The 13,087-nt window shown below is 65.9% G+C and carries 12 protein-coding genes; 9 read left to right on the forward strand and 3 right to left on the reverse strand.

Annotated elements, in window-relative coordinates:
• Positions 1-266: 266 nt before the first annotated feature.
• A complete protein-coding gene (locus WS46_RS05610) occupies positions 267-1,142 on the forward strand; it encodes a dienelactone hydrolase family protein (RefSeq protein ID WP_059689622.1) in 876 nt (291 codons plus the stop codon).
• A gap of 52 nt (positions 1,143-1,194) precedes the next feature.
• On the opposite strand, the gene WS46_RS05615 is transcribed toward WS46_RS05610, so the two are convergent.
• Together WS46_RS05615 and WS46_RS05620 are read right to left on the reverse strand one after the other, a co-directional pair.
• Positions 1,195-2,064 carry a sulfurtransferase gene (locus WS46_RS05615; RefSeq protein WP_059689625.1) on the reverse strand — a complete coding sequence of 290 codons (870 nt, stop codon included), beginning with the start codon at positions 2,062-2,064 and terminating at the stop codon, positions 1,195-1,197.
• 115 nt (positions 2,065-2,179) lie between these two features.
• Positions 2,180-3,286: an aromatic ring-hydroxylating dioxygenase subunit alpha gene (locus tag WS46_RS05620; protein WP_059689628.1), complete on the reverse strand. Its 1,107-nt coding sequence runs from the start codon at positions 3,284-3,286 to the stop codon at positions 2,180-2,182.
• A 271-nt stretch (positions 3,287-3,557) separates the two neighbouring features.
• On the opposite strand from WS46_RS05620, the gene WS46_RS05625 reads away from it, so the two are divergent.
• The 4 genes from WS46_RS05625 (at position 3,558) to folE2 (ending at position 7,681) form a co-directional block, all read left to right on the forward strand.
• Positions 3,558-3,851, forward strand: a complete 294-nt coding sequence (locus WS46_RS05625) for an exodeoxyribonuclease VII small subunit (protein ID WP_006479428.1) — start codon at positions 3,558-3,560, stop codon at positions 3,849-3,851.
• Positions 3,848-4,732 (forward strand): polyprenyl synthetase family protein, encoded by an 885-nt coding sequence (locus WS46_RS05630; protein WP_059531483.1) that lies wholly within the window; start codon positions 3,848-3,850, stop codon positions 4,730-4,732. Before WS46_RS05625 ends, WS46_RS05630 begins: the two co-directional genes overlap by 4 nt.
• 80 nt (positions 4,733-4,812) lie before the next feature.
• The gene (gene dxs / locus WS46_RS05635) at positions 4,813-6,717 is read left to right on the forward strand and encodes a 1-deoxy-D-xylulose-5-phosphate synthase (RefSeq protein ID WP_059531480.1); all 1,905 of its coding nucleotides are present in this window, start codon (positions 4,813-4,815) and stop codon (positions 6,715-6,717) included.
• A 154-nt stretch (positions 6,718-6,871) separates the two neighbouring features.
• On the forward strand, positions 6,872-7,681 hold the full coding sequence (gene folE2 / locus WS46_RS05640; protein ID WP_059690186.1) for a GTP cyclohydrolase FolE2: 810 nt from the start codon (positions 6,872-6,874) through the stop codon (positions 7,679-7,681).
• A 92-nt stretch (positions 7,682-7,773) separates the two neighbouring features.
• Here the strand turns inward: folE2 and tsaD are convergent, their stop codons facing one another.
• A complete protein-coding gene (gene tsaD, locus WS46_RS05645; protein ID WP_059531475.1) occupies positions 7,774-8,814 on the reverse strand; it encodes a tRNA (adenosine(37)-N6)-threonylcarbamoyltransferase complex transferase subunit TsaD in 1,041 nt (346 codons plus the stop codon).
• A gap of 130 nt (positions 8,815-8,944) precedes the next feature.
• Here tsaD and WS46_RS05650 point away from each other — a divergent pair, with 130 nt between their 5' ends.
• The 4 genes from WS46_RS05650 to dnaG all read left to right on the forward strand — a co-directional run bounded on the left by WS46_RS05650 (position 8,945) and on the right by dnaG (position 13,066).
• Positions 8,945-10,165: an NAD(P)/FAD-dependent oxidoreductase gene (locus WS46_RS05650; RefSeq protein ID WP_059689630.1), complete on the forward strand. Its 1,221-nt coding sequence runs from the start codon at positions 8,945-8,947 to the stop codon at positions 10,163-10,165.
• Between the two features lie 106 nt (positions 10,166-10,271).
• Complete coding sequence (gene rpsU / locus WS46_RS05655; RefSeq protein ID WP_006479415.1) at positions 10,272-10,484, forward strand: 30S ribosomal protein S21; 213 nt, start codon at positions 10,272-10,274, stop codon at positions 10,482-10,484.
• Positions 10,485-10,669: 185 nt separating this feature from the next.
• Positions 10,670-11,116 (forward strand): GatB/YqeY domain-containing protein, encoded by a 447-nt coding sequence (locus WS46_RS05660; protein ID WP_059524656.1) that lies wholly within the window; start codon positions 10,670-10,672, stop codon positions 11,114-11,116.
• A gap of 72 nt (positions 11,117-11,188) precedes the next feature.
• Positions 11,189-13,066, forward strand: coding sequence for a DNA primase (dnaG, locus tag WS46_RS05665; protein WP_059689632.1), 1,878 nt, complete (start codon positions 11,189-11,191; stop codon positions 13,064-13,066).
• Positions 13,067-13,087: the final 21 nt, after the last annotated feature.

Consider the following 13,087-nt stretch of genomic DNA (forward strand, 5'->3'; position numbering starts at 1 on the left):
GCGCCGGCGCTCGCCGCATCGTGCCGCGCATGGACTTGCCGGGCCGGGTTGCCGCGGTTATCGATACCGTCGGGTGCTACGGCATTGCATCGTCGTAATCGAGTCTTACACATCTGACAGTTGACGCGACAACGGATTATTGGGCATCTTGTCCGGGTTTCCGCTTGCGGCGGGGTGCCACCGCCGCGACATCCGCGCCGTCCGCCGGCGTGGTGCCGGGTCGAGTCCCTGGCCGTGACGGCGGCGCCCAATCGAGGAGTGCATTCATGTTGAAACCCGAAGTCGACAGCCTGGTTCCCCACGTTCCGTTCTCGCGCCGCAAGTTCATGCAGGCCGCGCTGGGCGGCACCTTCGCGGCGGCTGTGCTGCCCGTGTCGGCGCAGACCATCACGACCGACAGCAGCGGGCTGGACGTCGACACCATCGAGATCCGCTCGGGCGACGCGAGCATCCCTGCGTATCGCGCGCAGCCGGTCGACAAGACGAACCTGCCGGTCGTCATCGTGATCCACGAGATCTTCGGCGTGCATGCGCATATCGCCGACGTCTGCCGTCGCTTCGCGAAGCTCGGCTATCTGGCGATCGCGCCCGACCTGTTCGCGCGTCAGGGCAATGCATCGAAGTATCCGACGATGAAGGAACTGTTCGACAACATCATCAGCAAGGTGCCCGACCGGCAGGTCACCGAGGATCTCGATGCGACCGTCGCATGGGCCGGCAAGAACGGCGGCGACCTGTCGCGTCTCGGCGTGACGGGGTTCTGCTGGGGCGGCCGCCAGGCGTGGCTGTACGCGGAGCACAATCCGCACGTGCGTGCGGCTGTCGCATGGTACGGGTTCGTCGAGGGCACGACCGACGAGATGACGCCGTTCAATCCGGTCGATCATGCGTCGTTGCTGAAGGTGCCCGTGCTCGGGCTGTACGGCGAGAAGGACACGAACATCACGCAGGCATCGCTCGCGGACATGCGCAAGGCGATCCAGACGAGCGACTCGAAGCTCGCGCGCCAATCGGAGATCGTCGTGTATCCGGATGCGGGTCACGCGTTCTTCGCCGATTATCGGCCGAGTTACGTGAAGGGCGATGCCGAGGACGGCTGGAAGCGCGCGATTGAGTGGTTCCACAAGTACGGCGTGATGTAAGCGAAGAAGCGGCGGCGGATGCCGCCGCCTTGTCGTCGCGCCACGCAGATGCTTATGGGTTCGGGCCGGTCGCGATCGGTCGCGACGAATCGGCGCTCCATTCGCTCCACGAGCCCGGATACAACGACGCGCCATGCAACCCCGCGATTTCGAGCGCGAGCGCGTTGTGGCATGCGGTCACGCCGGACCCGCATTGCAGAATCACGCTGTTTGGTTCGGTGCCGGCGAGCAGCGTGGTGAACGTCTCGCGCAGCTCATGACCGGTCTTGAAGCGGCCGTCGGCGGCCAGGTTGTCCTTGAAGAACCGGTTGCGTGCGCCGGGAATGTGGCCGCCGACACGATCGATCGTTTCGTTTTCGCCGCGATAGCGATCCGGTGCACGCGCATCGATCACGACGCGCTTGGCCGACGTCACGTTCGCGAGCACGGCCGCCGCATCGACCGTCGATTCGAGCGGGGTCGTTGCGCGGAAGTCGCCGGCGGCCGGGTGCGGCACGTCGGCGGTCAGCGGCTGGCCGGCCGCTTCCCATGCCTGCAGGCCGCCGTCGAGCACCGCGACGGAATCGTGCCCGAGCCAGCGCAGCAGCCACCATAGCCGCGCCGCATAGGCGCCACCTTGTGCGTCATAGGCGATGACCTGCTGGCCCTGCTTGACGCCGCGGCTGGCGATCAGCGTCGCGAATGCGTCGCGGGTCGGCAGCGGATGGCGGCCGTTGGTGCCGGTCTTGCGGCCGGACAGGTCGCGGTCGAGATGGAGATACTGCGCGCCGGGAATATGGCCGGTCGCATAGGCGGCTTCGCCTGCGCCCGGATCGACGAGGTCGAAGCGGCAGTCGAACACGGCGACGCTGCCCGGTGCCGCGGCCAGCCGCTCGGCGAGATTGGCTGCGGAGATGAGCGTGGTGTAGTGGGTATGTGGCATGACGGCTCCCTGGAGTGCAAACGGCCTGATACTCCAAGTCTAAACAAAAAAAGACGGGCCGAAACCCGTCTTTTCATATGCCGAATGCCATGCGGCGCCGGCGCGCCGCGCGCGGTCAGATGTCGCCGAGGTGGCGGCGCAGGAACTCGTGGAAGTGCTGCATGCCGTCTTCCATCGGGCTCTGGTACGGACCCACCTGCGATTCGCCGCGCGCCATCAGTGCGCGGCGGCCTGCGTCCATCCGCATCGCGATTTCGTCGTCCTCGACGGCCGTCTCCATATAGGCGGCGCGCTCGGCCTCGACGAACTCGCGCTCGAACAGTGCGATTTCCTCGGGGTAATAGAACTCGACGATGTTGGTCGTCTTCTGCGGGCCGCGCGGAATCAGCCACGACACGACGAGCACGTGCGGATACCACTCGATCATCAGGCCCGGGTAGTAGACCATCCAGATCGCGCCGAACTCCGGCGGCACGCCGTTGCGGAACTTGAGCACCTGTTCGTGCCACTTCTGGTAGGTCGCGCTGCCCGGTTTCGCGAGGGCGTTGTGCACGCCGACCGTCTGCACGCTGTACCAGTCGCCGAACTCCCATTTGAGATCGTCGCACGACACGAAGCTGCCGAGGCCCGGGTGGAACGGAACGACGTGATAATCCTCGAGGTAGACCTCGATGAACGTCTTCCAGTTGTAGTCGCACTCGTGCACTTCGACGTGATCGAAGTGATACTCGGAGAAGTCGAAGTGATGCTTCGTGCCGAGGTTCGCGAGATCGCGCGCGACGTTGCGGCCTTCGGCCTCGAACAGCAACCCCTGCCAGTTCTGCAGCGGGCTCTTGCCGAGGTTCAGGCACGGCTTGTCGGGGAAGTGCGGCGCGCCGAGCAGCTGGCCTTCCAGATCGTATGTCCAGCGGTGCAGCGGACACACGATGTTCTGTGTGTGGCCGCGCCCGTTCAGCATGATCGCCTGCCGGTGGCGGCACACGTTCGACAGCAGTTCGATCTGGTTCGCCGGGTTGCGGACCAGCACGCGGCCTTCCTTCTCGGACGGCAGCGCAAAATAATCCCCCGCCTCGGGCACCATCAATTCGTGCCCGACGTAACGAGGTCCTTTCTTGAAGAGGGTTTCGATCTCGCGCTCAAGGAGCGCCTCATCGAAATATGCAGTGACTGGAAGCTGGCTGTGAGCCGACTTCAACTGAAGCGCATCGCTCAGATTGGACATTCCCACTCCCGGTGTTAGCGTGAAAGCAGTGAACAACCCAACCATCGAAAAATCGATTTAGGGAAACGCGGAATTATACCCGGTTCGCCTCGCAAGGCTAGGATTAAGTGCCTGATTTGTGTCAATTTTTTGTCGGCAGGCAATCCGAGTGCGCACCCCGTGTGTCGAAGATGGGGCCGGAAGATGTGCCGGGCTGCCCACGTCGGCAGATCGGAGAATTCTCTTTTGCCGTAGAATGTCCGACTTGTTTTGAAATTTGACACCCTCGTCCATGGCGAAAACCGCATCCCCAGGCGCCACGCCGCCCGGCAATGGCACCGAACCGTTGCCGGACAATTATGAGATGGCGCTCGCGGAACTCGAGACGCTGGTTGCCCGGATGGAAGGCGGCGCGTTGAGCCTCGAGGATTCACTGGCGGCGTATCGCCGCGGTGCGACCCTCGTTGCGTTTTGCCAACAGCAGCTCGAGAAAGTGGAGCAGCAGGTTCGCGTGCTCGACGGCGCGACGCTGAAGCCGCTTTCGTCCGGAACGGCCGCCACGGACGGCGAAGACGACGATCTATGACATTCGAACAATGGATGCGGTCCGTGCTCGACCGTGTCGAGGACGCACTCGGCCACTATTTGCCGGCTGATAATGTAGTGCCCACGCAACTTCACGAAGCGATGCGCTACGCGGTCCTCGGCGGTGGCAAGCGCGTTCGCCCGCTGCTGTGCCATGCAGCAGGCGAACTGACCGGCGCGACCGAAGCGGCGCGCAACGCAGCGGCGGCGGCGCTGGAGATGATCCACGTTTACTCGCTCGTGCACGACGACATGCCGTGTATGGACGACGACGCGCTGCGACGCGGCAAGCCGACCGTGCACGTGCAGTACGACGAGCCGACGGCGCTGCTGGTCGGCGATGCGCTGCAGTCGCAGGCATTCGTCGCGCTGACCGACGCCGCGGCACTGACTCCGGTGCAGCAGGCTGCGCTCGTGCGCGAGCTGGCGCTGGCGAGCGGCTCGATCGGCATGGCCGGCGGCCAAGCGATCGACCTGGCGAGCGTCGGCCTCAAGCTGACGCGCGAACAGCTCGAGACGATGCACCGGATGAAGACGGGCGCGCTGCTGCGTGCCGCCGTGCGGATGGGCGCGCTGGCAGGCGAGACGCCGTCGGCGGAAGCGATGGCCGCGCTCGACGTTTACGCGGGAGCCGTGGGTCTGGCCTTCCAGGTCGTCGACGACATTCTCGACGTCACGACCGATTCGGCGACGCTCGGCAAGACGGCCGGCAAGGATGCGGCGAACGACAAGCCGACGTACGTATCGATCCTCGGCCTCGACGCATCGCGTGAGCTCGCGGCCCAGCTGCGCGCCGAAGCGCACGATGCGCTGAAACCGTTCGGCGCACGCGCACAGCGTCTCGCCGAACTTGCCGACCTGGTGGTGAACCGGGTCAGCTGACGCGAAGCCCGCCGCTGCGCACACGCTACGGTGCGTGCAATAGAATGCGGGCGCGTTTGATTTCCTACAATGGAACGACGATGTACGACTTGCTGAAAACCATCGACGACCCGGCGGATCTGCGCCGCCTCGATCGTCGCCAACTCCAACCGCTCGCGGATGAACTGCGCGCGTTCGTGCTCGACAGCGTGTCGAAGACGGGCGGCCATCTGTCGTCCAACCTCGGGACGGTCGAGCTGACGATCGCGTTGCACTACGTGTTCAACACGCCGAACGACCGGATCGTCTGGGACGTGGGTCATCAGACCTACCCGCACAAGATCCTGACGGGCCGCCGCGACCAGATGCATTCGCTGCGCCAGTACGACGGCATCTCGGGTTTCCCGCGCCGCAGCGAGTCCGAATACGACACGTTCGGCACCGCGCACTCGAGCACGTCGATCTCGGCGGCGCTCGGGATGGCGATCGGCAGCCAGCTGAACGGCGACGACCGCTTCTCGATCGCGGTGATCGGCGACGGCGCGATGACGGCCGGCATGGCGTTCGAGGCGATGAACAACGCGGGCGTGTCGGAGGATGCGAAGCTGCTCGTGATCCTCAACGACAACGACATGTCGATTTCGCCGCCGGTCGGCGCGCTGAACCGCCATCTCGCCCGCCTGATGTCGGGCCGCTTTTACGCGGCCGCGCGCGCGGGCGTCGAGCGCGTGCTGAGCGTCGCGCCGCCGGTGCTCGAACTCGCGCGCAAGCTCGAGGAGCACGCGAAGGGCATGGTCGTGCCGGCCACGTTGTTCGAAGAGTTCGGCTTCAACTACATCGGCCCGATCGACGGTCACGATCTCGATTCGCTGATCCCGACGCTGCAGAACATCCGCGAATTGCGCGGCCCGCAATTCCTGCACGTGGTGACGAAGAAAGGCCAGGGCTACAAGCTCGCCGAAGCCGATCCCGTGCTCTACCACGGCCCCGGCAAGTTCAACCCGGCAGAAGGCATCAAGCCGTCGACCACGCCCGCGAAGAAGACGTACACGCAGGTGTTCGGCGAATGGCTGTGCGATGAAGCCGAGCGCGATTCGCGCGTCGTCGGCATCACGCCCGCGATGCGCGAAGGCTCGGGCATGGTCGAGTTCGAGAAGCGCTTCAAGGATCGCTATTACGACGTCGGCATCGCCGAGCAGCACGCGGTGACGTTCGCGGGCGGCCTCGCGACCGAAGGGCTGAAGCCCGTCGTCGCGATCTACTCGACGTTCCTGCAGCGTGCGTACGATCAGTTGATCCACGACGTCGCGCTGCAGAACCTGCCGGTCGTGTTCGCGATCGACCGCGCGGGCCTCGTCGGCGCGGACGGTGCGACGCACGCGGGCGCGTACGATCTCGCGTTCATGCGCTGCATTCCGAACATGACGATCATGGCAGCGTCCGACGAGAACGAGTGCCGCCAGATGCTGCACACGGCGCTTCAGCAGCCGAACCCGACCGCGGTGCGCTATCCGCGCGGCGCGGGCACGGGCGTGGCGACGGTGAAGGAATTCACCGAAATCCCGCTCGGCAAGGGCGAAGTGCGTCGCCGCACGTCGCAGCCGGAAGGCAAGCGCGTCGCGATTCTCGCGTTCGGCACGATGGTTGCGCCGTCGCTCGTGGCGGGCGAGGAACTCGATGCAACGGTCGCGAACATGCGCTTCGTGAAGCCCGTCGATGCGGCGCTCGTGCGTGAACTCGCCGAGACGCACGACTACCTCGTCACGGTCGAGGAAGGCTGCGTGATGGGCGGTGCGGGCTCGGCCTGCGTCGAAGCCCTGATGGACAGTGGGGTTATCCGACCCGTAATACAATTGGGCCTCCCTGACCAGTTCATCGATCACGGCGATCCCGCGAAGCTGCTGTCGCAATGCGGCCTCGACGGCGCGGGCATCGCGAAGTCGATTCGCGAACGCTTCCTGAGCCCGGCGGCCGATGTCGCCGGTCAGGCGAAGCGCGTCGCATAAGCTGGCGCCGCCTGCGGGCGGCGTCGGTGCGACTGGCGCAACCGGTCTACATTGATGCGGAAAACATGGGCCTGCGGGCCCATGTTGCTTTTCCGGCTGCCGCATGACGCGGCGTGCGCGTCGTCGGACGCGCGGCTTACAAGGATTGAACAAGATGAACCAGATGAATCCCGCCTTCGTGATGCCCGACGTGCAGAGCACGGTGGATACCCGCCAGATTCCGATTCAGCGCGTGGGCGTGAAGGCGGTCCGGCATCCGTTGACGGTGTGCACCGAGAGCGGCGACGTGCAGCCGACCGTCGGCGTCTGGAATCTCGACGTGCGCCTGCCTGCCGATCAGAAGGGCACGCACATGTCGCGCTTCGTCGCGCTGCTCGAGGAGAATCGCGCGCCGCTGACCGCCGAGCGCTTCCGCGCGATGCTCGCGTCGATGCTCGAGAAGCTGGAAGCCGAGGCCGGCCGCATCGAGGTCACGTTCCCGTACTTCGTGAACAAGACGGCGCCGGTGTCGGGCGTGCAGAGCCTGCTCGACTATGAAGTGACGCTCGCGGGCGAAAGCCGCAACGGCGAAGCGCGCCTGTTCCTGAAGGTGCTCGTGCCGGTGACGAGCCTGTGCCCGTGCTCGAAGAAGATTTCGCAGTACGGCGCGCACAACCAGCGCTCGCACGTGACGATCGACGCCGAGCTCGCGGCCGACCTGCCGGTCGAGGCGCTGATCCGCATCGCGGAAGAAGAGGCGTCGTGCGAACTGTGGGGCTTGCTGAAGCGTCCGGACGAGAAGTTCGTCACGGAGCGTGCGTACGAAAACCCGAAGTTCGTCGAGGATCTGGTGCGCGACGTCGCGCAGCGTCTCGATGCGGACGAGCGCGTGGTCGCCTACGTGCTCGAAGCCGAGAACTTCGAGTCGATCCACAATCACAGCGCGTATGCGCTGATCGAGCGCGACAAGCGGCACGCCGCGTAACGTTGTGCCGCTGCAACGGAAAAGGCCGCTCGATCGAGCGGCCTTTGTGTTTTGGCTGGCGTATTCCGAAACGTGCCGGTGCGTCGTGCGAATCAGCGTGCGAGCGACGCGAGATCCCAGCGCGGTTTCACCGTGAACGCGTAGTCGGCGTTCGCCTGCTCGGGCCAGCGGCCGAGCCGCAACGCGCCGGCGAGCGCGATCATCGCGCCGTTGTCGGTGCAGAGTGCGAGATCCGGATAGTGCACGTCGAAGCCGCGCTTGGCCGCGGCGGCCGACAGCGCCGCGCGCAACTGGCGGTTCGCGCCGACGCCGCCCGCGACGACGAGGCGCTTGAGCTTCGTCTTCTTGAGTGCAGCGAGCGACTTCGCGACGAGCACGTCGACGGCCGCGTCGACGAAGCCGCGCGCGAGATCGGCCTTCGCGCGTTCGAGCGCTTCGCCTTCGAGTTTTGCCGCCTCGAACTTCTTCATCTGCGTGAGCACGGCCGTCTTCAGGCCGCTGAAGCTGAAGTCGAGATCGCCCGAATGGAGCATCGGGCGCGGCAGCACGACGGCGCCCGGCGTGCCCGTTTCCGCAAGCTTCGACACTTCCGGGCCGCCCGGGTAGCCGAGGCCGATCAGCTTCGCCGTTTTGTCGAAGGCTTCGCCGGCCGCGTCGTCGAGCGTCTCGCCGAGCGTCTCGTACACGCCGACATCGGTCACGCGCATCAGCTGCGTGTGGCCGCCCGACACCAGCAGCGCGATGAACGGAAACGGCGGCGGCTCGTCGACGAGCAGCGGGGACAGCAGATGGCCTTCGAGGTGATGGATGCCGACGGTCGGCTTGTTCCATGCCAGCGCGAGCGCGTTCGCGATACTCGCGCCGACCAGCAGCGCGCCGGCGAGGCCGGGGCCTTGCGTGAATGCGATCGCGTCGATGTCCTCGCGGTGCGTGCCGCTTTGCGCCATGACTTCCTCCAGCAGCGGCAGCGCGCGGCGGATGTGGTCGCGCGATGCGAGCTCGGGCACGACGCCGCCGTATTCGCGGTGCATCGCGATCTGCGAATGAAGCGCGTGCGCGAGCAGGCCGCGCTGCGTGTCGTAGAGCGCGAGGCCGGTTTCGTCGCAGGAGCTTTCGATGCCGAGAACGAGCATGGTAGAGGCGGGGCGAGCTGCGTCGAGCGCGCCGCAGGAAGGTAAACGTAACCGCAAATTATAGCAGGCGAGGGCCTGCCGCCGCTGGGGTGCGGCCCGGGTGCGCGGCCGGGCAGGTACAATCCGCGCCATGGAAACTTATGATATCGCCGTGATCGGCGCGGGCGCCGCCGGGATGATGAGCGCCGCGGTCGCCGGGCAACTCGGCCGCCGCGTGGTGCTGATCGACCACGCGCCGCGGCTCGCCGAGAAAATCCGCATCTCGGGCGGCGGCCGCTGCAACTTCACGAATCTCTACGCGGGCCCCGACAATTACCTGTCGTCGAATCCGCATTTCGCGCGCTCGGCGCTTGCACGCTACACGCCGCGCGACTTCCTCGGGCTGCTCAAGCGCCATCACGTCACCTGGCACGAAAAGCACAAGGGGCAGCTCTTTTGCGATCACGGCAGCGACGCGGTCATCGACATGCTGAAGCACGAATGCGACGCGGGCGGCATTGCCTGGCGCCGGCCGGTGGTCGTCGACGCGGTGCGCCACGCGTCGGCCGATGGCTTCACGCTCGACACGCAGCAGGCGGGGCCGATCCGCGCACGCGCGCTGATCGTTGCCACCGGCGGCCTGTCGATCCCGAAGATCGGTGCGACCGACTTCGGCTACCGGCTCGCGAAGCAGTTCGGCCACAAGCTCGTCGATACGCGGCCCGCGCTCGTGCCGCTCACCTTCGCGCAGCAGGACTGGGAGCCGTTCGCGGCGCTGTCCGGCGTGTCGCTCGAAGTGCGCGTGTCGACCGGCGACAAGAAGCGCGGCGGCGAATTCGTCGAGGACCTGTTGCTGACCCATCGAGGCCTGTCGGGCCCCGGCATCCTGCAGATTTCCAGCTACTGGCAGTCCGGCGATCCGATCCGCATCGACCTGCTGCCGCAGCGCGACGCGGTGGCCGACCTGCTCGACGCGAAGCGCACGTCGAAGCGCCAGATCGGCTCGCTGCTCGCGGACTGGGTGCCGTCGCGCCTCGCTCACGTCTGGCTCGACACGCACCGTGTCGCGGCCGATGCGCGGCTCGCGGACCTGCCCGACAAGACACTGCGACAGATCGGCGAAGCGCTGTCCGGCTGGACGCTGACGCCTAACGGCACCGAGGGCTACAAGAAGGCCGAAGTGACGAAGGGCGGCGTCGATACGCGCGAACTGTCGTCGGCGACGATGATGAGCGCGCGGGTGCCGGGGCTGTTCTTCGTCGGCGAGGCGGTGGACGTGACGGGCTGGCTCGGCGGCTACAACTTCCAGTGGGCGTGGGCATCCGGCACGGCGGCCGGGCAGGCGGCGGCGGAGTTTGCGCGGGGCGCCTGACACGGCTGCGCGGGCCCGCCATTGACGGGACCCGGCCCTTATGTCTTTGCCTGACGCTCTGCTATACTCGTAAATCTTCCCTGCAAACCTTTATTCGTGTCGGATCATGACGATCATTCGCGTTAAAGAAAACGAGCCGTTCGAAGTCGCCATGCGCCGCTTCAAGCGCACGATCGAGAAGAACGGTCTGCTGACCGAGCTTCGTGCGCGGGAGTTCTACGAGAAGCCGACCGCCGAGCGCAAGCGCAAGAAGGCTGCCGCGGTGAAGCGTCATTACAAGCGAATCCGCAGCCAGACGCTGCCGAAGAAGCTGTACTGAACGATTGAGCGCCGCACGATTCACTGAGCGGCGCACCGGCGACCTCCGCACGATCGGCCTCGATCCGGGGCCGCGAGTCGCCGATGCCGGATTCGAGCAACCCGCTTGAGACTTAGTCCCAAGCGGGTTTTTGTGTTGACGCCCGTTCGCGGGTGTCGAAGTCACGTTTCCATCCCGGGTGCAAGATGAGTTTGAAAGAGCAGATCAGCGAAGACATGAAGGCCGCGATGCGCGCGAAGGAAAGCGAGCGTCTGGCGACGATTCGCCTGCTGATGGCCGCGATCAAGCAGCGCGAGGTCGACGATCGGGTCACCCTCGACGACGCGGGCATCACCGCGGTGATCGACAAGATGATCAAGCAGCGCAAGGACTCGATCAGCCAGTTCGAAGCCGCCGGCCGCGACGATCTCGTCGCGAAGGAACAGGCCGAACTGACCGTGCTGGGCGCATACATGCCCGCGCAGCTGTCGGACGCCGAAGTGGCTGCCGAAGTCCAGGCCGCGGTCGCGGCAACGGGCGCGGCTGGCCCGCAGGACATGGGCAAGGTGATGGGCGTGCTGAAGGGCAAGCTCGCCGGCCGCGCCGACATGACGGCCGTTTCCGCGCAGGTCAAGGCCGCGCTGTCGAAGTAAAACCCGCTTCCCGGCGCACTGCATTCGCGTGCGCCGGGGCGTCGTATTGTCTTTTTTTCGCTCGATCCCACGGTGATTCCGCATTCGTTCCTGCAGGATTTGCTGAACCGCGTCGATATCGTCGACGTGGTGGGCCGGTACGTGCAGCTCAAGAAGGGCGGCGCCAACTTCATGGGGTTGTGCCCGTTCCACAACGAGAAGAGCCCGTCGTTTACCGTCAGCCCGACCAAGCAGTTCTATCATTGCTTCGGCTGCGGCGCGCACGGCACGGCGATCGGTTTCCTGATGGAACATGCGGGGCTCACGTTCCCGGAAGCCGTGCAGGAGCTTGCGCAATCGGTCGGGCTGACCGTGCCGCACGAACCGTCGATGCGCGGGGGTGGCGGGGGCGGTGCAGGTGGCGGCGACTATCCGGCGCCCGTGTCGAAATCGGTCGCGACCGCGCTGTCCGACGTGATGTCCGCCGCGTGCGACTACTACCGCAAGCAGTTGCGCGGCGCGACGGTCGCGATCCAGTATCTGAAGAACCGGGGCCTGACCGGCGAGATCGCCGCGCGCTTCGGGCTCGGTTATGCGCCGGACGGCTGGCAAAACCTCGAAACCGCGTTCCCGGACTACCGCGACGACTCGCTCGTCGAATCGGGCCTCGTGATCGTCAGCGAGAAAACCGATGCACAGGGCGTCGCGCGCCGCTACGACCGGTTCCGCGAGCGAATCATGTTCCCGATCCGCAACGTGAAGGGGCAGGTGATCGGGTTCGGCGGCCGCGTGCTCGGCAGCGGCGAGCCGAAGTATCTGAATTCGCCCGAAACGCCGCTGTTCAACAAGGGCAGTGAGCTGTACGGGCTGTTCGAGGCGCGTCTCGCGATCCGCGAGCGCAAGTACGTGCTGGTTGTCGAAGGCTACATGGACGTCGTCGCGCTCGCGCAGCTCGGCTTCCCGAACGCGGTCGCGACGCTCGGCACGGCATGCACGCCGATTCACGTGCAGAAGTTGCTGCGCCAGACCGACACGGTCATTTTCAGCTTCGACGGCGACTCGGCCGGCCGGCGTGCGGCGCGCCGCGCGCTCGAGGCGTGCCTGCCGCATGCGGCGGACAACCGGACGATCCGATTCCTTTTCCTGCCGTCCGAGCACGATCCGGACAGCTACGTACGCGAATTCGGCGCGGAAGCGTTTTCCGAGCAGGTCGAGCGCGCGATGCCGCTGTCACAATTTCTGTTGAACGAAGCAATTGCCGGCAAGGCGCTCGATCAGCCGGAAGGTCGAGCGAAGGCGCTGTTCGACGCGAAGCCGCTGCTGCAGGCGCTGCCGGCGAACGCGTTGCGCGCGCAGATCATGCACATGTTCGCCGACCGGCTCGATATCCCGTTCGAGGAAGTCGCGGGGCTGTCGGACGTCGATGCGCGCATCGCGGCACCGGCGCGCCAGGCGCCCGCGCGCAGCGAACGGCGGCGTGTGACCGACAGCGAAAAGCGCGCGTTGCGTACGCTCGTGATGCATCCGCGGATCGCGTCGCAGCTCGACGACGAACAGCTTGCGACCCTGCGCGCGCTGCCGCGGATCGGCGAGCTGTTCGCCGAAGTCGTCGAGCATGCGCGTGCGCTGGGCGACGGCGCGGAGTTCCGGCTGCTGTCGGATGTTCTGCGGACGTCCTCGAACGGCGCGACTTACGAGGAAATCTTCCGCGAAATTCTGGACTATGATGAAAACGTCCGCGATTTGCTGTTACAGAATCCGGAAGACGAGACGGTGCCCGAGCGGCAGCGTGAACAGGAACGGATCGCGGGGGAGGAGCTGCAGGCCGCGGTGCTCAAGATGCGCTATGACGCCTGCTGCGACCGGCTCGACCGGCTTGCGCGGCAATCCACCTTCACACCCGAGGAACTGGCGGAATTGACGGAATTGAACCAGCAGCGAACCGACATGAAGCGTCGGCTCGGGCTGTAGGCGGCCGGGGCGCCAAGAGAG

It is taken from the genome of Burkholderia sp. RF4-BP95, from assembly GCF_001521985.1.
Taxonomy (GTDB): Bacteria; Pseudomonadota; Gammaproteobacteria; order Burkholderiales; family Burkholderiaceae; genus Burkholderia; species Burkholderia diffusa.